The sequence below is a fragment of the Microvirga arabica genome, from assembly GCF_016811235.1.
GTDB classification, from domain to species: domain Bacteria; phylum Pseudomonadota; class Alphaproteobacteria; order Rhizobiales; family Beijerinckiaceae; genus Microvirga; species Microvirga arabica.
On the sequence record NZ_JAFBID010000005.1, the window covers coordinates 117634 to 143655 of the forward strand.

At 63.0% G+C, this 26022-nt stretch carries 22 protein-coding genes; 9 read left to right on the top strand and 13 right to left on the bottom strand.

The features are described from left to right. Positions 1-2: 2 nt before the first annotated feature. Together JQC81_RS04455 and JQC81_RS04460 are read right to left on the bottom strand one after the other, a co-directional pair. Positions 3-4268, bottom strand: a complete 4266-nt coding sequence (locus JQC81_RS04455) for an N-6 DNA methylase (protein ID WP_203270516.1) — start codon at positions 4266-4268, stop codon at positions 3-5. Between the two features lie 561 nt (positions 4269-4829). Beyond that, the gene (locus JQC81_RS04460) at positions 4830-7763 is read right to left on the bottom strand and encodes a DEAD/DEAH box helicase (protein WP_203270517.1); all 2934 of its coding nucleotides are present in this window, start codon (positions 7761-7763) and stop codon (positions 4830-4832) included. Positions 7764-8041: 278 nt separating this feature from the next. Here JQC81_RS04460 and JQC81_RS04465 point away from each other — a divergent pair, with 278 nt between their 5' ends. Next, complete coding sequence (locus tag JQC81_RS04465; protein WP_203270518.1) at positions 8042-9037, top strand: DUF4268 domain-containing protein; 996 nt, start codon at positions 8042-8044, stop codon at positions 9035-9037. A gap of 42 nt (positions 9038-9079) precedes the next feature. Next, positions 9080-9988: a hypothetical protein gene (locus tag JQC81_RS04470; protein ID WP_203270519.1), complete on the top strand. Its 909-nt coding sequence runs from the start codon at positions 9080-9082 to the stop codon at positions 9986-9988. Between the two features lie 365 nt (positions 9989-10353). Here the strand turns inward: JQC81_RS04470 and JQC81_RS04475 are convergent, their stop codons facing one another. Further along, entirely contained in the window at positions 10354-10677 is a 324-nt protein-coding gene (locus tag JQC81_RS04475) for a hypothetical protein (RefSeq protein ID WP_203270520.1), read from the bottom strand. Positions 10678-11287: 610 nt separating this feature from the next. Between JQC81_RS04475 and JQC81_RS04480 the strand changes: the two genes are divergently transcribed. Then, positions 11288-11686 (top strand): DoxX family protein, encoded by a 399-nt coding sequence (locus JQC81_RS04480; protein ID WP_203270521.1) that lies wholly within the window; start codon positions 11288-11290, stop codon positions 11684-11686. 37 nt (positions 11687-11723) lie between these two features. Here JQC81_RS04480 and JQC81_RS04485 read toward each other — a convergent pair whose 3' ends face one another. After that, the gene (locus tag JQC81_RS04485; RefSeq protein ID WP_203270522.1) at positions 11724-12419 is read right to left on the bottom strand and encodes a DUF1269 domain-containing protein; all 696 of its coding nucleotides are present in this window, start codon (positions 12417-12419) and stop codon (positions 11724-11726) included. 148 nt (positions 12420-12567) lie between these two features. On the opposite strand from JQC81_RS04485, the gene JQC81_RS04490 reads away from it, so the two are divergent. Then, positions 12568-12858: a hypothetical protein gene (locus JQC81_RS04490; RefSeq protein ID WP_203270523.1), complete on the top strand. Its 291-nt coding sequence runs from the start codon at positions 12568-12570 to the stop codon at positions 12856-12858. Positions 12859-12944: 86 nt separating this feature from the next. Here the strand turns inward: JQC81_RS04490 and JQC81_RS04495 are convergent, their stop codons facing one another. Next, positions 12945-13562 carry a biotin transporter BioY gene (locus JQC81_RS04495; protein WP_203270524.1) on the bottom strand — a complete coding sequence of 206 codons (618 nt, stop codon included), beginning with the start codon at positions 13560-13562 and terminating at the stop codon, positions 12945-12947. A gap of 182 nt (positions 13563-13744) precedes the next feature. Here JQC81_RS04495 and JQC81_RS04500 point away from each other — a divergent pair, with 182 nt between their 5' ends. Continuing rightward, on the top strand, positions 13745-14686 hold the full coding sequence (locus JQC81_RS04500) for an MBL fold metallo-hydrolase (protein ID WP_376772366.1): 942 nt from the start codon (positions 13745-13747) through the stop codon (positions 14684-14686). A 2-nt stretch (positions 14687-14688) separates the two neighbouring features. Here JQC81_RS04500 and JQC81_RS04505 read toward each other — a convergent pair whose 3' ends face one another. From JQC81_RS04505 to JQC81_RS04515, 3 genes are read right to left on the bottom strand one after another with little or no spacing between them, the layout of a single operon-like run. Continuing rightward, positions 14689-15468: a DUF1499 domain-containing protein gene (locus tag JQC81_RS04505; RefSeq protein WP_203270525.1), complete on the bottom strand. Its 780-nt coding sequence runs from the start codon at positions 15466-15468 to the stop codon at positions 14689-14691. Continuing rightward, positions 15468-16547: a M48 family metallopeptidase gene (locus JQC81_RS04510; protein ID WP_203270526.1), complete on the bottom strand. Its 1080-nt coding sequence runs from the start codon at positions 16545-16547 to the stop codon at positions 15468-15470. The genes JQC81_RS04505 and JQC81_RS04510 overlap by 1 nt, the downstream gene beginning before the upstream one ends. 8 nt (positions 16548-16555) lie before the next feature. Next, positions 16556-17773, bottom strand: coding sequence for a YjgN family protein (locus tag JQC81_RS04515; RefSeq protein WP_246520226.1), 1218 nt, complete (start codon positions 17771-17773; stop codon positions 16556-16558). Positions 17774-17965: 192 nt separating this feature from the next. On the opposite strand from JQC81_RS04515, the gene JQC81_RS04520 reads away from it, so the two are divergent. The 3 genes from JQC81_RS04520 (at position 17966) to JQC81_RS04530 (ending at position 19722) form a co-directional block, all read left to right on the top strand. Continuing rightward, a complete protein-coding gene (locus JQC81_RS04520; RefSeq protein WP_246520227.1) occupies positions 17966-18454 on the top strand; it encodes a MarR family winged helix-turn-helix transcriptional regulator in 489 nt (162 codons plus the stop codon). Between the two features lie 8 nt (positions 18455-18462). After that, complete coding sequence (locus JQC81_RS04525; protein WP_203270527.1) at positions 18463-19308, top strand: patatin-like phospholipase family protein; 846 nt, start codon at positions 18463-18465, stop codon at positions 19306-19308. A 222-nt stretch (positions 19309-19530) separates the two neighbouring features. Then, entirely contained in the window at positions 19531-19722 is a 192-nt protein-coding gene (locus JQC81_RS04530) for a hypothetical protein (RefSeq protein ID WP_203270528.1), read from the top strand. 75 nt (positions 19723-19797) lie between these two features. Here JQC81_RS04530 and JQC81_RS04535 read toward each other — a convergent pair whose 3' ends face one another. Then, complete coding sequence (locus JQC81_RS04535) at positions 19798-20385, bottom strand: L,D-transpeptidase (RefSeq protein WP_203270529.1); 588 nt, start codon at positions 20383-20385, stop codon at positions 19798-19800. Between the two features lie 195 nt (positions 20386-20580). Here JQC81_RS04535 and JQC81_RS04540 point away from each other — a divergent pair, with 195 nt between their 5' ends. Next, positions 20581-21522, top strand: a complete 942-nt coding sequence (locus JQC81_RS04540) for a histone deacetylase family protein (protein WP_203270530.1) — start codon at positions 20581-20583, stop codon at positions 21520-21522. Between the two features lie 173 nt (positions 21523-21695). Here the strand turns inward: JQC81_RS04540 and ribB are convergent, their stop codons facing one another. The 4 genes from ribB to JQC81_RS04560 all read right to left on the bottom strand — a co-directional run bounded on the left by ribB (position 21696) and on the right by JQC81_RS04560 (position 25977). Further along, positions 21696-22985: a 3,4-dihydroxy-2-butanone-4-phosphate synthase gene (gene ribB, locus JQC81_RS04545; protein WP_203270531.1), complete on the bottom strand. Its 1290-nt coding sequence runs from the start codon at positions 22983-22985 to the stop codon at positions 21696-21698. Positions 22986-23201: 216 nt separating this feature from the next. Next, positions 23202-24317 (bottom strand): chorismate synthase, encoded by a 1116-nt coding sequence (aroC, locus tag JQC81_RS04550; protein WP_203270532.1) that lies wholly within the window; start codon positions 24315-24317, stop codon positions 23202-23204. 712 nt (positions 24318-25029) lie between these two features. Further along, positions 25030-25434 carry a VOC family protein gene (locus tag JQC81_RS04555; RefSeq protein WP_203270533.1) on the bottom strand — a complete coding sequence of 135 codons (405 nt, stop codon included), beginning with the start codon at positions 25432-25434 and terminating at the stop codon, positions 25030-25032. A 123-nt stretch (positions 25435-25557) separates the two neighbouring features. After that, positions 25558-25977, bottom strand: a complete 420-nt coding sequence (locus JQC81_RS04560; RefSeq protein WP_203270563.1) for a hypothetical protein — start codon at positions 25975-25977, stop codon at positions 25558-25560. Positions 25978-26022 lie beyond the last annotated feature (45 nt).

A 26022-nucleotide genomic window follows, 5' to 3' on the forward strand; every position in this document is an offset into this window, starting at 1 on the left:
GGTCAGGCCGCCTTCTTCTGGTTTTGGGCTTCGAAGAAGGCCCACGCGGTACGGTAGTCCGCCTCGCGGTCGCAGGTGATAAACGGTGCCTCATAGCTCCGACGCACCTTGGTCGGCCCCTCGGGCAGGAACTCGACATCGAGTTCGCAGTCCAGCCGTTCGCCTTCTTCCAGCTTGGAGTAAGTGTCCTCCCACTCGCGTGCCGAGGGCTTCTTCCCGTCAGGTTTGCGCCACCCGATCCCTGTCAAAGTTTTCGAGCAGGTCCAAACAATACGGCCGTTTGTGTCGTACCACGTACCTCGCTCATTCTCTTCAAGAACCGGAAATTGGGTCCGATACATTTCAACAAGCTGATCAAGAGAAAGGCCAAGGGCTTGAGCGACGAGCACGTCAATTTCAATCAAGGCCCACCGACGCGCATAATCCGAACGTAGCGCCACCTCGCGAACCCAGGTCAGCATATGCTGACCCGTATGTTCCGCCTCCACTTTGAGTCGGACGTCGTCTGACGACCAAGAAAGAGGCCTTAGGTTATTGGCATGGGTGTCCCATAGACCAGCATAGCCCTTGGTAAGGCACGAAAGTCGGAGCGCACGATGTTTTGCAGTGTCTGAGACATGCGCCCAAGGGAAGAAGCGCAGGCTCGACTCCCCGAAATGCGTTCGACCTGTCGCTTTAACTAGAAAGTCAAACGGCAGAGACAGCCACAGAGGCAGCGCAGCAACAAGTTTGCTCTCGTCGCTGAACGCCAAACTTTCGACCGTATGAACGTGACCGAATCCCGGAGGCACAAGGGCTCCGATCAAAGTTCTCTCCGATTGTGGACTCAGCATATTCCGAAAAGCAATTCTGTATTCAGATGTGTGGCGCCTTTCGTCATCCCATGGGAGCGGAGGAATGAATTGCTCAAATACTTCCGGTGCTGCGACGCGGGTATAGTACGTACGGGGGATGTACTGTTCCCCAATTAGGTCTAGATCAATTTCGGCCTCACGTCGTCCGGATTGATCAGGACATCTGAAGAAGGCGTTACCAATGTAGACCAATGATCCCGTAAGGATCATTTCATCAGAACTGCTTGGAAATCTCACGCTACTCTTGATAAGACCATGGCGCTTGATGGCGGCGCTCTCGTGCAACAGCGGCTTCATCTGGAATGCCGCAACTCCGTCCGTAAATGACATTCGGTCTGCTGCGAACGACCGGAAGACGGCAAGCGTTTCTGTCGAGTACGGGAAAAGGAAACGTGTCGTATCCGCTGGCGTGTTTTCGTCTTCAATGATCGATGCGAAAGTCTGAAGGACATCAGCATCAATACGAACGATACGCTTACGATGACCACGCGTGTCCCAACCACCCTCCGGTCGCTTCAGCCCAGGAACGGGTCCGATACCATCATGCTCGTAGCTATCATCAATCATGTTCGGGAGGAGAAGCATTGAAGCATGCTCAAATCCAATCTCATGTTCCCGACCAGAATACACGTTGAGACTAAACCGCTTACCGTCCTTTACCTCAGCGAACATCTTCCGGGTAATTGCATTTCGGAAATGGTAATGACGCTTCACACGTCGATACCATGTGCGCCTGAAAGCACCTCCTTCTGGATCAGATAGATGGCTATCCTGATGGATAAGGGCGGAAAACCCCTGCTTAGCAGTAATGCGGAAAGCCAGATCAATGAAGCACTTGTAGAGGTTGATCTGCCCACCAGCCAAGAACGGGTAGCATGTTGGCGAAGATAGAAAGGCTTGCAGCCCTCCAATCCCGACATAATCTTCTAGGTATGAAGCCTTCAGCCCCGGATGCGCATCAAGTAGCTGCGGCTTAGCCTGTTCAACCTCAGCTGCAGACACGTCTCTGATGCCAAATGCTGGCTCGTACTCGCTGAGGATGTGAGCATCAACCCAAGCCGGCTTGAGCCATGGCGGATTGCCGATCACGAGGTCGAAACCACCTCTCTCCCGCATGACGTCTGCGAACTCTAGCTCGAAATGCATGAAGCGGTGCTGACGTGCTACCTCCATTGCCGTTGGTAACCACGGCGACGCCTCGATCAGCTTGCCGACATCGACATCCCCGAAAAGGTCGTTCCGGCGCAGTTCGACTATCCGTTCCTCTGTCCTGAACAGCGAACCGGATCCCTTCTCCCCCGGCAGGGTTACGGTCTCGAACAGCCGTCCTTGAGGCGCCCCCGTAGCGAACACGCCCGTGACGACTTTCTGGTTATCAATGCCTTGGGTCAGGATCAGATCGAGATCCTGGAAGAACTTGGTCCGTGACGGCAGCCGGTTAGCCTCCTCGATAGGCCAGAACCACAGCGCGCACCAAGCATCCATGGCGCTGCGCAGGCGCCGCCACGAGACGGCATTCTTCACGCCCTCCCCCTGGAAGCTCATGAGGCGGCGGATCTTTTCCTGGAAATCAACGTGCCGCTCGTCGGGACGGGGCTCGGCCGGCCAGATCGAGATGTCATCGTTCACCTCCTTGCGAACCTCCTGCAGGCGATCCGCGACATCTTCGAAGAGGGCATCGACAACGCTGGACAGGCGCTGAACCGTTGCGATCTCGTCCTTATCCAGGGGACGCATGAACTCGCGCCGCCATTCCGCAAAGGTGGACCAGGCGTCAGGCGCGAGGGGGCGGACTACCTTCTGGTCATAGGTACTCATGCCAGGGTCGGGCAGCAGGAAATGCCAGACCTCGTCCTTCTTGCGCGCTTCGCCGGACCAGCCGATCTCGCGCGGCTTGCGCTTGTGCCAGCGATCCTCCTCGCGGCGGGCATTGAGAGAGGAGACCGGGAAAACCGCCCGCCGGGCTCCGACCAGCGAATTGCCGGCGTGCACCTGGTCCTCAAACCAGGGAGCGAACCCGCCCTCGTGGAGGCAGTCGAGCCACAACGACACCTGCCCAAGCTCGACGGCGACCGGATTGAGGTCGACGCCGAAGACGTTCCGGTCGGCCAGATAGGCGCGCACTTTCTGACGCTCCAGGGCATAGCGCTCGTGCGGAATACGACGCTTGAGTTCAGCCTGCTTCAGTTCGAGATACTTGTCGGCGAGTTGGTTGACGACCTCGACCAGGAACGCCGCTGACCCCATGGCAGGTTCGACAATGCGCAGCTTCAGGATGTCGTCCGCCTTCTTGCCAGCGAGGAGTTCCTTCAGCGCGTACTTCACCATCACACGGGCCAAGGGCTCAGGCGTGTAGAAGGAGGCCGAGTTCTCGCGGTTACGCCCGGCGAGGCGGTAGATGAAGCTGCCCTTCGGGTAGACCTTCGCGCTGTTGCCCTCATAGACAATCTCGCCTTCGAGGGGCTTGTCACTCCGCTTGAAGTTGCTGGCAAGGCGCTGCGGCGCAAAGTACGCCGCCTCCAACGGGCCCGGTGCGGGCTTTCCGGCAGGCTTGAGCTCGATCAGGTCCTCGGTCGCGAAGAAGCCAGAGAAGGACAGCAACGACTCATAAACGGCGCCGAGCTGCGAGATACCGAGCTGCGCATACGAGATACGCCCCCGGCCCCGGGTGCGGTCGCCCTTGGACAGCGACAGGAGCTCGATGATCCTCTGCATCGTCTCGTTGCGGAAGCGCAAGCCGCGCAGATAAGTGCCGATGGCGTCAGGGGAGAACAGCCGGGCGCGGACGGAATGGAACGTGAATTCCTCCCCCATGTCGTTTTCGGCCTTGCCGGCAGCGGGCGTACCCTCGAAGACGACGTTGAACAGCGTGTCGAGCGTGTCCGAGATGTAGTGCCCGTTCCTATCCTCGTCCGTCTCCAACGGCACGAGTTCGAGCTCGCGCAGGCTCTCTAGGCTGTAGCCCATGCGGTAGGCCTTCGCCTTCATGGGAGCGAAGCCGAGCTCCGGCCTAGCCTCGATGAAGAACAGGAACAGCAGACGGTACATGTACCGCAGGCATTCGGTTGTGAGCTGCTCCGCATCGAGAGCGTTTTCACCTGTGAAAACCCCCTCCTTATTGGCCCGGCGCTTGGCGACGATCAGATCGGCCGCCTCGTTGCCCAAGCGTTCGATGGCTTCCCGCAGGGCGTATTTGAGGTCCTGCGAAACCCCGAAGGCGTGGCGATGGCTCTCCTCGTCGATGCGGTCGATCAGGGAGGTTCCGGTTCCGGGGGCTAGAGATTCGGCATGCAGCATGGCCGCCGTGACCCCAACGGTCGTGCTGTCGCCGCGTCCGAAGATCTCCGAAAAGCGGAAACGCAGGAGGCGGCTGTCGGACCACTTGTTACGGTCGATCAGGACCGCCTGGGACATGCTCAGGAACACGACGAAGCGCGGAGGCGCCTCAAGTGCGAAGATACCCTTGGCGAGGGCCGCCTCCGCGTTGTCCTTGCGGCGGCTCTCGACCTCCGCGGCGGACGCCATCCCCTCGAACTGCTCGCACCGGAACCGGATCTGCAGCGGGTCGACCTCGAAGTCGGCTCCGTGCGGGGACGGCACCTCGACCACCCATACGGCATCACGGCCGTCGTGGAACGAGCGGCGCGCCAGGACGGGGATGAGCTTGCCTTCCGCGTCGGGCACAAGCTCCGAGTTCCTCTCGAAGCCCAGGGCGGCCAACATCTCATGGGCGAATTCCCGCCCGATCAGGAGACGCTTGCGGTCGTCGCGCTCCTCGACGTAGGCGGTCGACAGGCGCCGCCACAGGCCGCCGACCTTGTCCATGAGCTTGTTCGGCGGGATCCCTCCGGCCTTCTCGGCATCCTTCCACGTGCGGAAGGTCTCCTCGATGTCGCCCTCGAAGATCGTCGAGAGATAGTGCTCAGAGTAGAATTCGTTCTCGTTCGAGATACCGGCAAGTTCAATCGGCATGGTTCACCCCCGGAACACAGCTACAAGGCGGACGTAGGGATTGGGATCATTCGGCGTGTCGCGTGTCTTTTTGATCCAGTCCCACCACTCAGCGAAGATCTGCTTCACCTTGTCCTCCTGCCGTGCCTTCTTGCTGCGCTGGACGGCGTTGTCCTCCATCCCATCGAACAGATCCGCGATCCTCTCTTCGTGACGTTTCCGCAGATCTTCGAGCCGCTCGCCCAGCTCTAGGAGCTCGCCATCAAGTTCGTTCTGGAAGCGCTTCCGTGCTTCATGCACATAGGTCTGCGCGTGGTTGACCGCCTCCACGACGAGCTTCTGCACATCGTCGGTCCGGGTCGCACCGGTGTTGGGGATTTCGTGGCGGCCCAAGACCGTCCGGGCCAGGAACTCGCGCACCGTCTCGACCTTGGTGAACTCGCCGCCGGTGAACAGCACGACCGGCCACTCGTCGACCAGGGGCTGTCCTTTGAGGTTTGGGACGATCCCGTTGAACACGAACGCCGTCTGGTTCGGCTCCAGGATGTTGACCAGCCGGGCCACCGGAGCGTTCTGACGTCCGAACACGCCCGCGATCTTGTCGGCGAGCCAATCGACGGCCGGATGGACGTCCCACAGGTACTGGAATTCCGGCCAGCCGCCACCGGCGCCCTGGCGCGAGGCGATGATGCGGTCGTTCATGAGCGAGCGGTTGTCGGTGAGCTTGACCTGGCCGTCCTGAGGCTCGGCCTCGGGCGGCATGAAGCGGGCGTCGACGGCGCGGACGGCCCGTCCGCCGAAATCCGAACGCTCCCGGAAATCATCCGGGATGGCGAGCGTGATCACGCGGTCGACCTTGTCGACCTTGAACTTTAGGTCGTGCTTCCAGACCTGCACCCGTTCGAGGGCAGCCTGGGTAAAGTCGAACGTCGTCTCGAACACGGACGGACGTCCCGCCTCCCGTTCGTCCGGGACGGCCGGCGCCTCCGGCTGGGCCTGCTCGAAGAACGCCTCAAGAGCGGCGTAGGCGTCGTCGTCCGCATTGTCCGAGCCATCGGCCCTCGCGTCCATCTCAGCTTCGAACTGCTCCGCGGACAGGCCCTGCTCGATGGCGTCCGCGACGACGTCCTCCTGCTCCTGCTCGTCGTTGGTGCCGAGGAACGCGGACGGATCACGGATGCTTTCCTGCGCCGCCTCGTCCTTTTCGATCAGACGGTCGAGGACACGCAGGTCGCCCCGGATCTTTGGCTGGGCCGGCTCGGCCACGAGATACCAGATGTGGGGCTGGCGCTCCTGCCCGTAGCGGTCGATGCGGCCGTTGCGCTGCTGGAACGTGAGCAGGGCCCACGGGATGTCGAAGTGGACGAGCTTGTGCGACAGGTAGTGGAGGTTCAGGCCCTCGGACGCCATGTCGGACGCAAGCAGGATGCGGATGGGCGAGCGCTCCAGGCCGAAGTCGCGGACGATCTCCTGGGCCTTCCGGTCGGCGTCGCCTCCGGACGCGTGCAGGGTCTTCACCTGCTCCTCGTTCAGCCCGAGATCCTCGCGCAGGCGCTCGGCGAGCCATTCCAGGGTTGCGATGCGCTCGGAGAAGACCACGATGCGGTCATTCTTCTTCTTGGGCGACCACTTGATGTCCGCAAGCAGCTTGCGCAGGCGCTGGTACTTGGCGAAGCCGTCGGCATCGATGGCCCTGACCGCGTCGCGCAGTTTTCCGAGGGCTGCCGCGTCCGATTCTGCCTCCGGGCTGCCGTCCTTGAGGAGCGCCTTGATCCGCTTCTCCAACGTCTCGGCGCAGGCCGCCGGGCTGGAAAACAGTGCCTTCTCCAGCAGCGTCTTGAAGAGGCGCTGGCCACGGTTCCGGGCGGCCTTGTCCTGCTGCAGGTCGAGGTTGGCAAGGATCTCGTAGGCGGCCTCCTCTGCGGGGGATGGCCGGAAGCTGATGCGGTCAGTGACGCGCTTCTGGACCTTGCTCTTGAGGGCGGCCGCGACGGCCGGGGTCGTGCGGAAGCGGCGCAGGAACAGGCCCTTGATGTCATCCGGGCCGTACTCGTCCGGGTTGGCGATGGAGGTCGGATCAAGCATCCGCATCAGGCTTGCGAAGCTGCGACGGGAGCCGTCATGCGGCGTCGCCGACATAAGGATCAGCGCGTCGGAACGGGACGCCAGGCGCTCCGCCAGTTGGTTGCGCTGGCTCACGCCGCCGGCGCCCTTGCGCTCCGCGACGTTGTGGGCCTCGTCGATGATGATCAGATCCCACCACGCCTTCTCCAGCGCGGTCCGGTACTGGAGGTCGTTCTTGAGGGTGTCGACCGAAATGATGGCCTTGTCGAACTGGTCGAAGGGGTTGTGGTTGAGCGGGATGCGCGCCCGGATCTGGCGGATCTTATCGCTGTCGATGCGTACCAGCGGGACCGAGAACCGGGTCCAGAATTCGTGCTGGAACTGGGACAGCATCGCCTTGGTGGCGACGACCAGGACACGCTTGGCCCGGCGGCGCAGGATCAGCTCGGAGGTGAGAAGGCCAGCCTCTAGGGTCTTACCCAGACCGACGTCGTCGCCGATCAGGATACGAGCGCGGGGCGCCTTCAGGGCCAAACGGACGGGGTCGAGCTGGAAGTCGAGGTCATCAATGGCAGCCTTGCCGGCGACCTGGATCGCCTCGCCCGTGGGGGCGGACTTGCGCAGGGCCGCCTCCAAGTGGAGGAGGGTGTCGGTATAGCCGGACGAGCCATCCGCCACGAGCGTGACGTTGGCGGGATCGACTACCTCGATCCCACGCCCCCTTGCCTTCTCGACCGTGTCGACGAAGATCGCGACCTTGTCACGGACCACGCCGGAGAGGCCAACGGCATGGATCACGTTGCCCGACACCGGGTTGCGGTCGACATGGCCGACAACCCACTCGGCGTCACGGACACGGATGCGGGCACCCGCAACGAGAGAACCACGGGACACGAGACCTACCCCTTTACGCCGTTGAAGCGACGCAGCCGCGCGGCTTGAGCAGTCGATTTCATGTCCATGGTTGCCCCTGACCGTTCTTAAGTTACCGAATTCTGCACGATCCCCGGATTCGTTCAATTGATTCAGGCCATTGCCTGACCTGCCGACTTGCGCGAATCCAACTTGGGAATGAGCCTAGAAGTGATTCTTTACCTGATCCCCTGGCCGATACGAGCCTGCCGGGGGGCGATGGTTAACAGCGGCCAAAGACCGCAAGCGGGTGCGCAAGAATGGATATCAGCCTGGGGCGGCTGCAGAAGGTCGATCTGCGGAGCGTATGGTTATCGGAGTCTGCCGACTTCACGCCCTGGCTCGCCAGGGCTGAGAACCTGGAGGTTTTGGGTGAGGCCGTCGGGCTGGACCTTGAGCTGGAGGCGCAGGAGAAGGACGTCGGGCCATTCCGGGCCGACATCCTTTGCAAGGACCTGCGCACCGGGAACTGGGTGCTGATCGAGAACCAGCTTGAACGCACCGACCACACCCACCTCGGCCAACTGCTCGTCTATGCATCCGGGCTCAAGGCGGCGACGATCATTTGGGTCGCCCAGCGCTTCACCGAAGAGCACCGGGCCACGCTCGACTGGCTCAACGCGATCACCGATGAGGAATTCCAGTTCTTCGGCCTGGAGGTTGAGCTGTGGCGGATCGGGCAGTCCGAACCCGCACCAAAGTTCAACATCGTCTCTAAACCCAATGACTGGAGCCGTCAGGTCTCGCAGGCGGCCCACAGGATCGAGACGGGGGAGCTGACCGAGGCTAAGCAGACCCAGCTCGAATTCTGGACTGGCTTCATGAAATTCCTGTCCACCAGGAACGGCAAGCTCCGACCGATCAAGCCGCAGCCTCAGCACTGGGTGTCCTTCAGCATCGGACGGTCCGGGTTCCGCCTCGACACCATGGCTCTGGTCCGCGATCAGGGCATCGCGGTCAACCTCGTCATGGGCGACGAGCGGGCGAAGGCGTACTTCCACCTGCTGGCGCGGGACAAGGCGACGATCCAGGACGAGCTCGGAATGGAGCTGCAGTGGAAGGAACTCCCCGGCAAAAAGGAGAGCCACGTCTACACGGGGCTCAAGCCGGCGGATTTCACTCAGGCCGACAGGTGGCCCGAGTATCACCGGTGGCTGGCCGACACGGCGGAAGCCTTCGGGCGGGTCCTGGGACCGCGGATCAGGGCGCTCCGGGCCGACGAGTGGAAGCCGGAACCTTCCGAGGCTGACCTCTGACGGTCGATTTCAGCAACAGGTTCCGAACAGGGTAAGACGTCCATGGCTCCTCCCTACACACGATGGAAAGGCAAGAAGGTCCCTGCGCCCCTGACCAACAAAGAGGTCAACCAAGCACTTCAAACCGTCAGCAAGCTCGTCATCGAAGGACTGGACGCCACCTCCACAGAACGTGTGCGGGCAATCATCGCCCAGATCGAGGCACTTCCCGTCGCTCCTCAATGTCAGGCGTCACTCCGGAAACTGCGGTCTCACGAGCGCAATCTTCGAGCCAATGCAAGGACCCAGATGAACACCGCCGCGGCTCCGCCGAAAGCCGTAGCACCTCCCACTGATAAGACCACGCGACCGGTGGTGAGCCGGACTATTGCCAGATTGCTGGACGGCCTGCCGCGAATGGATCTGGCCGAGACGATCCAGCTCTGGCGCAACTGCCTCGACACGCTTTGTGATCCAGACCGGGCCTTCCGTCACGCGGACGCCAGGGGATTGTTGGACGCCATTGGACAGGAGTGGCTCCGCCGGCGCCTGGACCCGATTAACCCTGACGCCTACTTCGTCTGGCCATCGACAGACGCGAAAGCCGGACGCCATGGCATTGATACGAAGGGATGGCTCCCCGAGGGCATGCTACAAGCCATGGGTTATAAGGTCGGGAGGGCAGAAGGCCTGGCGTCCAGTCAGCGCAAACTGATCCTGACCGAGATATTCAAGGGCCACCTTCCACCGTTGTTCCCGAGCCGCTACCTAGACGAGTGGGATGCACCGGGAACGGCGCTCCGCCTGCGAAAGCTGGCCGAGACCATCGCCTCGCTCACCCGCAACGCGAAACGGCGGCGTGACGCCCGGATGGAAACGGCGATCCAGCATTGGGAGCAGGATCTCCGCTTCCTTTACGAGAAATTCTACGTTGGAGCCTTTAGGTTCGCGTGGCCGGACACGGCTCCTTAAGCGCCCTGGTGCAGATGGCGCCTCCTGCACATCCCTGCCGGCGCTCGGACGCACGAGAACGCATCCAAGTTGGAACAGACCGCGCACCGACCAAAGATCGACCAAAGATTGATCGATGATCAGCACGCATCAGGAGTGACGAGCGGCGACGAGAGATCACCAGAAACCCTTACTTTACAAGGGTGCTGGAGAATCCCCCTGTGGGATGATTTGGTAGGATGCCCCGTTCGGGACGTGGGGGTCGCAGGTTCAAATCCTGCCACTCCGACCATTCTTCCCGGGATTTCCATCGAAACATATGGCATCGGGCGAGTTCGACCCGAGGGCTGTTATAGCCTTCGCGTCCGCGCCTCGCTTGCGACCGCTCAATGCGTCGAGAAGCGCCCGTCTTCCTGGTAGGTCTCGTAGTGCAGGGTCTGAGCCGGGATCGCCTCGAGCTGACGCGGGGCCCTCGGCCAATCCTGCGGAACCTCGTTGGTCTGGGGCATGTAGCGGGGGCGGAAGCGCAGGTCGACGAGGCTTCGCAACTCGGGGGCCGCGAGGTCCAGCACATTGGCATCCCGCCAGCGGCGGTGCAGCTTGGCCTTGCCTGTCATCCGGCCCCAGAAACCTGCGACCTCCTCCTCGACCTGCAGTACAATGCGCCCGGTCCAAGTCTTGCGTAGATTAAAACGCCCTGTCAGAGCCATTTCACGCTCCTCAACTCTTTCGGTCACTTCAAAATCTGAACGCCAAAGCTGCGGCTGCTTAAGCTTTCAAGCCTGACAATCCGCGGCTCCGGCGCTCGGTTGAATCCATTCCTTTAGCCAATGCCTTTGCGAACCAAGGGTTCCGGCCCAGGCATCCATCAACCATCAATGTCGCATCAACGATGTGCGTCAGGGCACGGGCGGCTGCTTGTGGAAGTAATTAGTTGAGCTTTGCAAGAATTCAGGAGATGGAATGATCAAAATTAGGGAAAAAGAGGAGCAGTTGGTTCTTTGAAAAGATCCCGTGAAATCGGAATGATTTCCGAATGGTCTTGTCAGCCCCGGCGCGGCTTGGACGTGAGATCGAGGGTGACGAGCTGCCCGGTTTTCGGATCGAGGATGGTCATGCCGGCCTCCTGTTCTGTTGGCGTAGGAGAAACGCTGCAAGACCCGAACGGATCAAACCGCTTTGAGAACGTGGTAAGCAATTCGTTACTGCAAGCTTTGCCTTAAGGGCTGGGAACGGTCCATATGAGCTTGTATCGGGAAATCCCCTCCTCGGCGGATCGGCAGCGCCGATCGCCCTTCCTCACAATCCGGAGACTGACCGATGAACACAGCTCATCTCGAAACCGTTTGGGCGCCGCGCCTTCTAAGCATCCTGCGCATCGTCGCAGCGCTCATCTTCATGGCGCATGGCACGCAGAAGCTTCTCGGCTTTCCTGCTTCTCCCAATCCCGCCCCGGCGGCCCTCACCCTGCCTTGGATCGCTGGTGTGCTCGAACTTGTCGGCGGTGCGCTGCTGATCCCGGGCCTCTTTGTGCGGCCCGTTGCGTTCGTCCTCTCCGGCCTGATGGCCTTTGCCTATTGGCTCGCCCATGCGCCGCGCAGCCCCTACCCTGTTCTGAACGGCGGCGATGCGGCGATCCTCTACTGCTTCGTGTTCCTGTTCCTCGCTGCCGCCGGAGGTGGCGCGTGGAGCCTGGATCGCACTTTGCGCAAGGCTTGATGCCACCAAGTTCAGGTGAGAGGCTAAAGCCTCTCACCTACTCCGACTTCGTGCCGGTGGGGCGACGCAGACGCTCGTCCTCCACGTCAACACGGAGCGTATGGTCGCTCCCATCCTCGTTGCTGTCGTCGAGGGGGATCGGCATGAGATCCGTGATGAGCCCGGTCGCCGTCGATGCTGCAGCGCCGATGGGTGGAGCCGGCGCGTCGTCGCGGCGCCTCGTCTCTTCACCCGCCTCGACCTCGCCTTCGTCATCCAGAATGCTCACCACCCTGTCCATCTCGGCTTCTTCGACCTTCACGGTCACGAGCGCCCCACCGCGGCGCACGCCGTCCGCATAGGCTTGCGCCTCCTCATCGCTGAGGCCAGCATCCGCCAGCGCGCCTGCAAGACCACCCACCGCTGCTCCGGCACCGGCACCCACCAAGGTCGAAACGATCCAGCCGGCAGCAATCACCGGTCCGAAGCCCGGAATGGCCACCGTGCCGAGGCCCGCCAGAAGGCCCGCGCCGGCTCCCGCGACCGTTCCGGCTGCCGCCGTGGCGCCGGTGAAAGGATGCGCCGACCCGTCGGGTTCGAACGATCGGGACGCATGATGCGTGTAGGCATCGTTGAAGTTGTTGGACACGAGGCTGATCTCGAAATCCGGCATTCGGGCTGCCTCGAGCCGCTGCACCGCCCGTGCGGCCTCCTCATAAGTGTCGAAGAAGGCGGTGATTCTGCGCTCGGCCATGGGAGCCCTCCAGTGGTTTTCTCTGCGAGGCTAATGAGCGGCCCGAGGAGCGGTTCCCTGCGCGGCCATGCCACCTTTCAGCCGGCTCAACTCCCTGGTAAGTTCAAGCAAAAGGTGCCCGAAAAGGGTGATTTGGGGGCTTCCCGTCATGAGACATATCCACCTCGACGATGGCTTGCGGCTGCGTTTTCCCGGCCGCAGCGAGGATTTCGACCAGGGCGTCGAGATCGGCATGATTGCCGTTCTGATGGACCAGGGCTCATCTGAGTTCTCCCGCTGGATCGCCCGCTCCAACCTCAGCCAGGTTCAAGCCATCGCGAAGCAGATGGGCTACCGCATCGAGGAAGGCAGCGGCGACGAGGAATGGGTGGACGTGACCTTCCTGCATAGCAGCGTCAAGGCCCGCCCCAAGCTCAAGCTGGTGCACTCGGCCGGCTGAATGCCGCCGGCAATCCGCTTCTTCCATTCTGGAAACGAAGAAGCCGCCCGGAGGCGGCTTCTGAAGTCTCTTGCGTGAAGGGCCGGTCAGGCCTTGCCGCCGCGACGGGTTACGGACCAGGCGGCCTGCATGAGGGCCACGGCCAGGGCCGTCTTGACCAGGGTGGCGGCCACGAACGGAGCGGCGCCCACCGTCCAGGCTTTCGCGAACGGCATCACCAGGGACAGCTGAGCGAGGCCGAAGGCGAAGATCACCGCATGGCCGATGCTCATCATCACGATAACGCGCAGGAGCGAACGATCCCAGCCCCGCTCGGCCATGAAGCCCATCATGAGAGCGGCCGCCACGAAGCCGAACAGGAAGCCGCCCGTGGGGCTCATGAAGTAGCCGATCCCAGCTGCCAAGGGAGGGGTGTTGGCGAAAACCGGCATGCCCATGGCGCCCTCGGCGAGGTAGAGGGCAACGGTCGCGCCACCAAGGCGCCAGCCATAGGTTGCGCCGATCATCAGCACCACCAGGGTCTGCAGCGTCATCGGAACGTAAGGCAGCGGCACCTGGACCTTGGCCGAGACGGTAAGGAGCGCCGTGCCGACGACCATCAGCACGATGGCGCGGAGCGCAGCGAAGCGGGCATCATCTCGTGAGGGCCAGAGGAGGCCGACGAGGGTCGAGGGAGAGGACAGCGAAGAGGCGCTGGTCGTCATACGGGCAATCTCCAGGTCATTCCGCCATGCGCGCGGCGGCTCATGAAGCCTTATAGGTGGGTCCGGCCCCTGCCTCAAGCCGCCGTCTTGAGCATTCGCCGCGGCTGTGGACACCCTTTAGTCCAAGGCGGGATGCGGAAAACAGGGTCCCCTTTTCCGCCCAATGCGCTAGGAAACGGCAGATGTCCCGATTGCAGCGGCAAGGATCTCCTATGGCCGACGACCTCACCTTCGACACCCGGCCTCCGGCCAAGGCCGAGGAATGCGTGCGCGTGAGCCCGCTCGTCCGCCGGATCGTGGCCAATAACCCGGGGCCTATCACCTTCACGGGCACCTGCAGCTACATCGTCGGCACCGGCAATGTCGCCATCATCGATCCGGGGCCCGACATGCCGGACCATGTGGAGGCGATCCTTCACGCCGTGCGGGGCGAGACGGTCACCCACATCCTCGTCACCCATACCCACAAGGACCATTCGCCGGCCGCTGCCGCCATCAAGGCCGCCACGGGCGCCGCCATCGTCGGCTGCGCCCCTCATCGCAGCGCCCGCCCCCTCTCTACCGGCGAGGTCAACACGCTGGAGGCGAGTTCCGACAAGGATTACGCGCCCGACCGGGAGTTGAGCGAGGGTGATGCCGTGGAAGGCCCCGGTTGGACCCTGGAGGCTCTCGCCACCCCGGGACACATGGCCAACCACCTCGCCTTCGTGCTGCCCGAGGAGAAGGCGCTGTTCTCCGGCGATCATGTGATGGCCTGGTCCACCACGGTGGTTGCCCCGCCCGACGGCTCCATGAGCGCGTTCATGGCCTCCCTCGACAAGCTCAGGGGACGGGAGGAGAACCTCTACTGGCCCGGCCATGGCGGCCCGGTGCAGGAACCGCAGCGCTTCGTGCGTGCCCTGATCCACCACCGCCGCCAGCGCGAAGCCTCGATCCTCAACCGGCTGAGGGCCGGCGACCGGACGATCCCCGAGATCGTGGCCGCTATCTATCAGGGTTTAAACCCGGCGCTGGTTGGCGCCGCCGGCCTCTCGGTCTTTGCCCATTTGGAGGATCTGGTCGCGAGGGGGCAGGCTACCGTTGAGGGGCTTCCCGCTCTCGACAGCGAGTACCGCCTCGCCTGAGCTCAGCGAACCGCAATCGCCAAATCGGACGCTTCTTCGAGAAAATCGCGGATATGATCCGCGTTGCCGCCGAGATCGTGATTGCCGAACCGGGAGGCGGAGCGAATATCGATGCGTGTGCCGTCGACACGCGGGCGCACCCGAACCGTGATGTCGTAGGGCACCCTGAGAATCAGTGATCGGTCGACCGCCTCCAACCGCCCGAGGCCGGCGCGTCCACCCGGCGGCACGGCTTCGATCACGCGCCATCCGAGATTGTCGGCTGCCTTGCGCACAAGGGCAAAAGCCTCGTCCGGCCCGATATCGAGGGTGAGAGGCGCGATCTGAACATAAGATGCCCGCTGCATCTCCCGCATCTCCGGCGCCACGTCGGCGGGAACGCGCCCGTCGCGTGCCTCAAGCGCAGCCCGGGAGCGGGAGAAGCCCGGCGGGTCGTCCGTGTCGGTGGTCACGTCGGTGATCGCCGGCAGGGTGATGGCCTTGAGGGCCATGAAGCCGGGATAGGCGAGAACAAGCAATGCTACGATCAATCCCTTGATCGCGCTTCCCAGTCCCCGTCGCCCCTCCTGCCAGATGCGGACGAACCCGGCAACGGCGCACAGAACCGCCACGAGAGCGATCGCGATGCCTGCTCCAAGAGCGATGAAGCCGGATTGATAGTCGATCCGGCCGAAGCGGATCAGCAGCACCGCCAGAATGGTCACGGCGAGCGCGAACAAGGCCAGCGTGGGCGACCACTTCGCCGGCCGCGAGTAAGGTTCTTCGATAATGAGACGGCGCATCAGGTGGTCTTACAAATCTCTTTGAGCGCGCGCCACTGCTCATCTGATAGCAATGGTTCGCCGGGGCGGGACGGCACCTGTTTTTCCAAAGCTTTCAGCCGTTGATCGGTGACGGGGTGGGTGGAGAGAAAAGCCGGGATCCCGGAATCGTTCCCGTCTCCATCGTCCTCACCCTCGATGCGCTTGAGCAGCAAAGCCATAGGATGGGCAGGACGCCCGAGTGCCGTCATGGTGCGTCCCGCAAAATCATCGGCGGCCACCTCCGCCTCCCGGGAATAGGCGCTGTCCACCAGGTAACGGCTGACGACCACGATGGCGCCGCCTCCGGTGACATCGCCCAGCAGCAGGCCGAGGAGATAGGATGTGCCGCCTGCCTGGATCAGCTTTCGCAGTCCGTCCCGGCGGGCCACATGGCCGATCTCATGGGCCAGCACACCGGCGATCTCGTCGACGGATTTCGCCTCGTCGAGAAGCGCCTCGAACAGATAGATCCGCCCTCCCGGCAGGGCAGCGGCATTTGGCACCTTCGATTCCAGCACCAGCACATCGACATCGACCTGCGAACCCTGCGCTCCGCGCAATTGTGCGACGAGCCTTTCGAGCGCCGCAAGCCCCTGCGGATTCTTGCAGATCTTGCCGCTGAAGATCGTGCGGATCTGGTTGTCGACCGCCGTGCCGAGGCGGCGCTCGTACGATGCTGGAATGAGCGGCGTCAGCCGGTCGGCCAGGATGGGGAGCAGAAAGAAAACGCAGAGCAGGATCGAGACAGCCGCCGCGGCGGACCAGAACAGGATGCGACCCGTCCTCTCCCGATGGGCCGTGTCATTGAGATGACTGCAATGCTGCCTGATCGCTGCCTGTGTTTCCGCATCGGCGATGTCGAGACGAACAAGGGAGGGCGCTCCTTCGCGCGTCAGCCGCAGGATGCCCTCGGGAGCATCGCGCCTTCTGACTTCGCCAGAAGGCCAGGAGGCGACCCATTCAGGTCCTTCATGAAGATCGATGGACGATGGGGTGACCTTGATCGAAACCGTTCTGCGACGGGCACTCTCGCCGTCATAGAACACCGCATCCGCCATCGCTCACCTCATATGCCGACGTTGAAATCGAGCGCGTCAGCCAATCCCTCTCCGAGAACGCCAGCCGGCTGCCCGGCGGCCACTGCGGCATCCACCGCCTGCAGGTTGGTCACCGTTGTGGAGGTCACAATCGCAGCCCACAAGCCTCGTCCGAGGAAGTAGCGCTGAAGGACGCCGAGACCGAGCAAGGCAACCAAATATCCGAGGACAACCAGGAGACCAACGCTGAATGCTGTCCAGGAAAGCTCCTCCATGTCCGGGACCAATTCGAAGGAGGCGAAGAGGAAACCAATCAGGCCAGCCAGAAGGCCTAACGCCATCAGGAAACCAAGGGAAGAGAAGATCAGCTTGAAGAACAGGCCATAATACGTGCCGGCTCGGAAATCGCTGGCTGCGGTGACGTCGCCAAAGCGCAAACCGTCAATGTGCCAGCGGGTGAAGATTGCCATTGCCAGCGGGATAGGCGCCATGATGAGCAGACCAACGACGCCCGCAAGGCCCTGCAAGGCAGGCTTACCGCTGCCTGTGGCAATGTCGGAGGCGACGAAGAGGAAAAAGGTGAGGGCCAGAAGAACAATCCCCAGCGCCCAGACCCACCAACCGCGCTTGAACAGGGACCAGCCGGTTCCGACGAAATCACCCTGGATGCTGCCGAAGTAGGTGTGGCGCATCCGGTAGCGCTCGAGGGAGGCCATGGCCCAGGGGAGCGCAAGACCGAGAGTCAAAAGGGTTGCGAGATCCCACAGGATAGCCCGCATGGCATAGGCCCAGCCGGAGCCCTTCATCCAGAAGCGAACGCCCCGGAAGATCGTCCGGCTCGCGCGGTATTTCCGGGCCCGGTAGCTGCCGTAATGAGCCAGCACATACGTGATGACCACGAGCGGCACGCTGGCAAAGGCGTACTGCTCCTCGGCCATGATACCGAGGATGAAATATACAATGTAGAGCGGGACGAGAACGGCCAGGGCGATTAGGAAACCGATCAGCAGTTCCTTGGCCGTGGCGGTATATTCGAAAGCCTCTCCGTCGATCTGCGTGTTCGCCCAGAGATGCCGCCGCAGCTTCGTGATCAGCCAGAAGCGATAGAAGCCGAAGGTCGGGATCTGAAACAGGCTGCCGGTGATCAGAAGCCTGAGAAAGTCCCCGCCCCTGCCTGAGAAGGACATGGACGCATTGTGCGATGTGGGCGGTGTAAGAGGCAGATCATGGGAGAGAGAGGCGGTCATGACTTCAAGGCTCGCTGATGGCCACCCAAGATCTACCACAGATCTGAAATATTAGAACATGCAATGCGGTTGAACTGACCCCTTTGCTCCACTGGAAAGACGCTGGAGAGGCCCAGTCAGACCTGCCACAAGGGGTGACGCGAGGAATGGTTTCACTGTAAACTATCCCTCTTGTACCTGGAGTTTGAAACCTTGACGTCCCCCTCTTCCGCCTCTGCCGAGATCGCTGCTGCCGATCCCCTGCGGATCTGGTTCCGGATCATCCGCCTAAACCGGCGTGCGACGAATGCAGTGGCGGCGGAACTGAAGGCACTCGGTCTGTCGATCCCTCAGTTCGACCTATTGTCCACTCTCACGGAGCGCGAGGGCTCGAGTCAGCAGGAACTGGCAGAACGGCTCTATGTGACGAAGGGCAACGTCTCGGGCCTGCTCGACCGCATGGTCGAGGCCGGCCTCGTGGAGCGGCGCGCAATCCCGGGCGACCGGCGCTCCAATGCCCTTTATCTTACAGCCAAGGGGCGCGATCTCGCCAACCAGGGGATTGCGGCCCAGCGCTCCTACGTGATGCGGACCCTCGGAACGCTCCCCGGGCAGGACCTCGTCGAACTGGAACGGATCGTTCTGGCCTGGCGCGACAGGGCGCGCGCCGACGAGGATTCTTCGCCCGCCAAACAACGGTAGAGACACCGATGTTCGACGCGGTGGCATTCGCGGGCGGCGGCAACCGCTGCTACTGGCAGGGAGGCTTCTGGGAGGCCGCGGCGCCGCTGCTCGGATTGAAGCCCGAGATGGTGGTCGGCGTGAGCGCAGGCGCGTGGTCGGCCTGCTACAGCCTTCTCGGCCTCGGTCGGAAGGTCAACGAGATGGTGGCCGACGGCTGCAGCCTGGGGCGGCGCAATTTCGAGTGGCGGGCCTGGCGCAGCGAGGGCTCGCCCTGGCCGGTCTCGCTGATGTACCGCAGCCTGATCGAGAGCATCATCGACGCGACAGCCCTGGAGAGCCTGAAGCAGGGACCCACCGTTCTCATCGGCCTTGCCCGCAAGCCGCGCCGCCTGCCCCTGTCGCTCGCCGTTCCGCTGGGCATCGCCACCTACCAGATCGAGAAGAAGTGGCGCTCCCCTGTTCACCCGAGAGGCGGCCGCGTCTTGGGCTTTCGCCCGGAATTTGTGCGCGTGCAGGACCTGGCCTCCCCGGCGGAGCTCTCGGCAGCCCTGATGGCCAGCGCCAGTGTGCCGCCCTTCATGCCGGTCGGCCGCATAGGCGGCATGGCGGCCCTCGACGGCGGCCTCGTGGACAACGTGCCGGCGGAGCCTCTGATCCCCATCGAGGAGCAGGGCGGCAAGACCCTGGTGATCCTCTCCAGGCTCTACCGGGCCGTTCCTTCGGTCAAGGGCCGCACCTACATCCAGCCCTCCCAGCCGGTCCCGGTTGGGCAGTTCGACATCACCAACCCGGCCGGGATTCGCAGAGCTTATGAGATGGGCCTGAGGGACGGCGAGAGCTTTGCAAAAGGTGTGGCCGCGCACAGCTTCTGAAGAAGCGCCTCTGTAGAACACTCTGAGGTGATGCAACGACAAGACGGGAAGTATTCACGCCGCAGATCGCGGGAATACTGCGCCGTTAAGTGTTGATTCACCTTGAGGCATGCATCTGCAGCCAAGCCAACACATGATCACCGGTCTGCCCCAAAGCGGTCACAGCCCTGGAGATCATAAAGGCAGGTTGTCGAAACAGCCTGTGATTTCCAGAGAGGATCCATGACCCAGAACGCTTCAAGCCGAGACGCCCGTTCAGGCCAGCAGAATGCCGCCCAGTCCATTCCGGCCTTCAAGGACGTCGCCCTGCCGGCTCTGGCAGCCGCCGTTCAGGCCGCCAAGCTGCAGCAGAACCGCCCGAAGGTCTCCGAGCTTCCCGCCTTCCTGCGCAAGGAAGCGGTGCTGGGCAAGTGATCCACAGCAAACAGCCGATCCCAAACAAGAAGAGCGCCCGATGGGCGCTCTTTTCATGTCGGATGCCGGCTGCTGTCAGCGGACGATGACCTTCGTGTTCACCGGCACGCGGTTGTAGAGGTCGATCACATCGATATTGCGCATCCGGATGCAGCCAGACGAGACGGCAAAGCCGATCTTCTCCGGCTCGTTGGTGCCGTGAATGCGGTAGAGGGTGTCCTTGTTGCCCTCATAGAGGTAGAGCGCCCGCGCGCCGAGCGGGTTGCTCGGTCCGCCTTTGGTGTATTGGACATGCGGCCAACGCGCCTTCATTTCGGCCGGCGGGTTCCAATCCGGCCACTCGGCTTTGCGGGCAATGGTGGAGGTGCCGGTCCAGCCATAGGCCTCGTCGCCGACCGCCACGCCGTATCGGATCGCCTTCCTGTTAGGCTGAACGAGATAGAGCTGGCGCTCCTTCGTATCGACCACGATGGTGCCCGGCGCCTCGCCGGTCGGATCGTCGATGAGATAGCGGCCGAAGCGCGGATCTTCCTCCGCGGTCGGGATCTGCGCCATCCATTCGGCATCCCGCGATGAAACCTGCGGGTCGGGAACGCCTTTGTAATTGCAGCCCCCCAGGGCCATCATCATTGCCAAAAGAAGGGGCAGACTCAAAAGACGCATCGTGCAAAGCTCTGAAGACTCAGCGGAACTGAGGCGAAGGGTGGTTTCGGGCGGGTTTATAGACCGGACGGTCGTCAACGCGAATCGAAACACACCATGGCACGGCTCCGCTCCAGAAGGTGTTGCATTGCAACAACATAGACAGACCCATGTGACGCTGCGAAATTCGGCGGCTTCCCGTACTTAAGAAAATCCATGTCCACGCTGTACATTGCCCACCCGGCCTGCCTCGACCATCAGACACCCTTCGGCCATCCCGAGCGCCCCGACCGCATCCGCGCCATCGAGCGCGCCCTCGAGAAGGAGCGGTTCACGTCGCTCATCCGGGAGCAGGCGCCGATGGCCGAAATGGACAGTCTCGCGCTGGCCCATCCGGAAGACCATATCCTGCGCCTGCGCGACATCAGCCCCCGGGAGGGGCTGGTGCGGATCGACGAGGACACCACCATGTCGCCCGGTACCTACGAGGCCGCCCTGCGGGGCGCCGGCGGCGCGGTGCTCGCCGTCGACGAGGTGATGGGCGGCAAGGTGAGGAACGCCTTCGTGGCCATGCGCCCGCCGGGGCATCATGCCGAGCGCGTGAGGGCCATGGGTTTCTGCTTCTTCAATAACGCGGCGATCGCGGCCCGCCATGCGCAGAAGAAATATTGCGCCGAGCGCGTGGCGATCTTCGACTGGGACGTGCATCACGGCAACGGCACCCAGGACATCTTCTGGTCAGACGAGACCGTGCTCTATTGCTCCACTCATGAGGCGCCGCTCTATCCTGGCACAGGCGCGCTGTCCGAGACGGGCGATCACGGCACCATCGTCAATGCGCCGTTGAGCGCCGGCGACGGGAGCGAAGCCTTCCGCGAGGCGGTGGACACCGTGATCGCGCCGCGCATCGACAGCTTCGCGCCCGACATCATCATCATCTCCGCGGGCTTCGACGCCCATTGGCGCGATCCGCTCGCCAGCCTGAATTTGACCGAGTCGGATTTCGCCTGGGCGACGCAGAAGCTGATGGACCTCGCCGACCGCCATTGCGGACAGCGGATCGTGTCGGTTCTCGAGGGCGGCTACGACCTTGAGGGCCTCGCGAAATCGACTGCGTTCCATCTCGATGCATTGATGGGGCGGGAGATCGGTGCCTGACTTTGAAGGATGAATCTCTGTCATTCCGGGGCGAGTGAAACGAGAGCCCGGAATCCATAAACACGACGTTTCAGGAAGCACTGATCAGCATAGCGTTTCTTGCTGCAATGTTAGCGTTTATGGATTCCGGGCTCCGCTGCGCGGCCCCGGAATGACAGCAGAGGACGAGCGCCTCACCCCTCGATCGGCTCCTGGCCCAGAAGCTCGATGCCGAAGCCGGAGAGGCCTACATAGGAGCGGCTCGAGGTGGCGAGGTTGCGGATGGACGCGACACCGAGATCTTTCAGGATCTGCGCGCCGAGACCGATCTCGCGCCACTGGCTCGAGCGCATGGCCTCCGATTCCGTCTCTTCGGTCTCGGCAAAGGATGTGGTCGGTACGCCCGCCGTGCCGTCGCGCAGGTAGACGAGAACGCCCCTGCCCTCCTTCACGAAACGCTGCAGGGAGGCGTTCACCGCCTTGCCGCCCTCGAACACGTCGGTGAGCGCGTTGGCCCGGTGCAGGCGCACGGGGACGTTGGTGCCGTCGCCGATGCGGCCATGCACGAGGGCGATGTGCTGCACGCTGTCGAAGGGCGTCGAATAGGCATAGCCCGTGAACGAGCCCCACTGGGTCTCCACCGGGAAGGTGGCGATGCGTTCCACCAGCTTTTCCCGTGCCTGGCGATAGGCGATGAGATCGGCAACCGAGATGCGCTTCAGGTTGTGCGTCTCGGCGAAGGCGTCGATCTGCCGGCCCTTCATCACCGTGCCGTCGTCGTTGGCGAGCTCGCAGATCACACCCACCGGCGGCAGGTTGGCGAGCTTGCACAGGTCGACGGCGGCTTCCGTGTGGCCCGAGCGCATGAGCACGCCGCCATCCTTGGCGATCAGCGGGAAGACGTGGCCGGGGCGGACGAAATCGGCCGCGCCCATGTTGTTGTTGGCGAGCGCCCGCACCGTGTTCGAGCGCTGCTCGGCCGAGATGCCGGTGGTCAGCCCGTGCTTCACGTCGACGGTCACCGTGAAGGCAGTGCCGAGAGGCGCGTCGTTCGAGGCCACCATCGGGTCGAGGCGCAGGCGGCGGGCCTCCGCGGCGGTCAGAGGCGCGCAGACGATGCCGCAGGTGTTGCGGATGATGAAGGCCATCTTCTCCGGCGTACAGAGGGAGGCGGCGACGATGAGGTCGCCCTCGTTCTCGCGGTCGTCATCATCCGTGACGATGACGATTTCACCGCGAGCGAAAGCCTCGATGGCATCGGTGACGGAATTGGGCATCAGGGCCTCCTTGGCGGCCGGGGGCAGGAAATCGTTGGGCGTGACGGCGCCACGGGTTTCACGGGCGATCAGATCCGCCGTGTCCCGCGAGAGCCAAGCCTGTTCGGAGTTGCACATCTGGGTGATGGCGCCGGGCGTAACGCCGATCCGCCGCGCGAATTCCACGCGCGAGACGCCATTGCGGGTGAGCCACTCAGCCAGTTTCATGGTGATGGCTTAGCGGATGACGGGATTTTAGTAAAACTAAAATCTGCATGCCTGCCCTTGCAAAAATGTATGGGCGGAGGGCTTCAGAACCAGTTCCGTCGTCATCACCGGCCTTGTGCCGGTGATCCCAATTGGAGAGGCGCGGCGCTTCTCAAATCGAGATGGCCGGGACGAGTCCGGCCAGGACGTCCAAGTGTGCGCCCTCGCGGGGCGGTCTCACACGTCGAACGGCCAAGCCGCGTTCTGCCCCACCTGCCCCCGGTGGCGGAGCACGTGATCGGCGAGCACGCAGGCGACCATGGCCTCACCCACCGGCACGGCCCGGATGCCGACGCAGGGGTCGTGGCGGCCCTTGGTCATTACCTCGGCCTCGGCGCCGGAGCGGGTGACACTCGCACGGGGCGTGAGGATCGAGGAGGTGGGCTTCACGGCGAAGCGGCAGACCACCGGCTGGCCCGTAGAGATGCCGCCGAGCACACCGCCGGCATGGTTCGAGAGAAACGTCGGCACCCCACCGTTGCCGGGCCGCATCTCGTCGGCGTTCTCCTCGCCGCGCAGGGCGGCTGCCGCGAAGCCGTCGCCGATCTCCACGCCCTTGACGGCATTGATGGACATGAGCGCGGAGGCGAGGTCGGAATCGAGCTTGCCGTAAATCGGCGCGCCGAGCCCCGGCGGCACGCCCTCGGCCACGATCTCGATCACGGCCCCGATGGAGGAGCCAGCCTTGCGCAGGCCGTCGAGATACTCCTCGTAAAAGGCTGCCGCCTTTGCGTCGGGGCAGAAGAACGGGTTGCGGGCGACCTCCTCCCAGTCCCAGTTGCCCCGGTCGATGGCGTGCGGCCCCATCTGCACAAGGGCACCGCGGATGGTGATGCCGGCCAACACCTTGCGGGCGACGGCGCCAGCCGCCACGCGGGCCGCCGTCTCGCGGGCCGAGGAGCGGCCGCCGCCGCGATAGTCGCGGATGCCGTACTTCACGTCATAGGTGAAATCGGCATGGCCCGGACGGTAGGAGTTCTTGATCTCGGAGTAATCCTTGGAGCGCTGGTCCACATTCTCGATCATCAGGGAGATCGGCGTGCCGGTGGTGACCTGCCGGCCCGTGCGCTCGTCGGTGAAGACGCCCGAGAGGATCTTCACCTGATCCGGCTCCTGGCGCTGCGTCGTGAACCGCGACTGGCCCGGCCGGCGCCGGTCGAGTTCCGCTTGAATCTCGGCGGCTTCCAGGGGGATCATGGGCGGGCAGCCATCGATCACGCAGCCGAGGGCCGGCCCGTGGCTCTCGCCGAAGGTGGTGACGCGAAACAGGTGACCGAAGGTGTTGTGGGACATGGCGCTTCTTCAGGGTTCACGGCGTCATAAGACCAAAGCGCGCGAGTGTCACGCCGGCCATGACATGGATCGAGGTCAAAGAGCCAGCACCTTGTGGCCCGCAGCCGGTGGGCTGCGAGCTTGTGGGTAGGATCGAGGGTGGCGCGTTGGGCAGCCCGGCTCGATGTGTGGTGGTGAGAATGGAAGAGCCGAGGTGCCTCTTCGCGCACGGCTTCTTTAGGCGTTCAGGCGAGGCCAGCCCGGTGACCACCTCAGGCGTGATCCGTCTCCTCGACGGGGGCCTGAGACCGATTCCGACCACCGGCCCACAGCCTGGGCCTCCTGTCACATGTACCTGCGTAGCGGCACATGCACAGGACCGTGCCTGCCTCCACACTGCGACGCCTCGCGAGCGCGCCCCTCAACAGAGGCAGGTCTACACAACGATATAGCCGAGCTTGCAGCAACAGTCAAGAACAAAGTGAGAACATGCACGCGCCCCCTGCTCGTCATGGCCGCACTTGTTGCGGCCATCCACGTCTTCAACCTTTCGTATTCCTCTGCCCTCATCCTGAGGAGGATTGCGGGAGCAATCCGTCTCGAAGGAGGATCCAGAGAGCACTGGACCCTCCTTCGAGACGCAGCCTGACGGCTGCTCCTCAGGTTGAGGTCTGTAAAACGGAACGCGCCGAAAGACGCAGATCCCCGGAACACGTCCGGAATGACGAGGCGCTCACGGCCTGCCGTCCGTGAATTGAACGAGGTCCCAGAGATTGCCGTAGAGATCCTTGAACACGGCAACGATGCCGTAATCCGCCTGCTTGGGCTCTCGGACGAATGTGATGCCGGCCTCGATCATGGCGGCATGGTCACGCCAGAAATCGTCGGTCCGCAGGAACAGGAACACACGGCCGCCGGCCTGGTTGCCGATGAAGCTCTCCTGGTGAGCATTGGACGCGCGTGCCAGCAGCAGCGATGCGCTCCCCTGGCCCTGTGGTTTGACGACAACCCAGCGCTTGTCCTGCTCCGGCTGGTATGTGTCCTCGACCAGTTCGAACCGCAGCTTGTTCACATAGAAGTCGATGGCCTCATCGTAGTCCCGGACCACAAGGGCGACATGCGCAATCCCTTGATTCACGGGGGTCTCCTGCGTTGTCGGAGGGGGCAGATATCCCCGCGTTCGGGACAATCCCTTGGCGATGATCGTCCGACCTTATCCCCCGCGGATCCAATCCGTATAGGTCATGAGCCTGAGGGCCGCTCACCGATAAGGATAGCAACAGCTTCGGTCGAGGGTGAGGCCGAAATGCTCGCCCAGCGTCCGGATGGCTTCCCCGTGGTCGAGATAAGGATCGCGGTTCTCGGGGCCGACGATGATGATCCGGAACGTCGGATCAGGGCGCCCGCCCGGCGGCAGCATGGCAGTGGCAAGCGCCTGCCCCTCCGCATCGCGCAGGGTCAGGAACAGCGGCATGGCGCGTTGGATGTGGGCCTTGAGGCCGATATTCGTCTCGACAAAGGAACTCGACGTCGGCCGGTAGCTCTGGGCGGCGGCCTCCCAGGCCAGACGGAAATGCTTCTCGACCGCATGTTTCATGACATCGGATTCGAGCGCGGCCTCCCCTTCGGTTTCGATGAGAAACCAAGTCGTCGAGCCCGGAGCGTCGCAGATATATTGCATATCTGACAACGCGGGAGCGCTATGAAGGTTGTCGCGTCACACCCA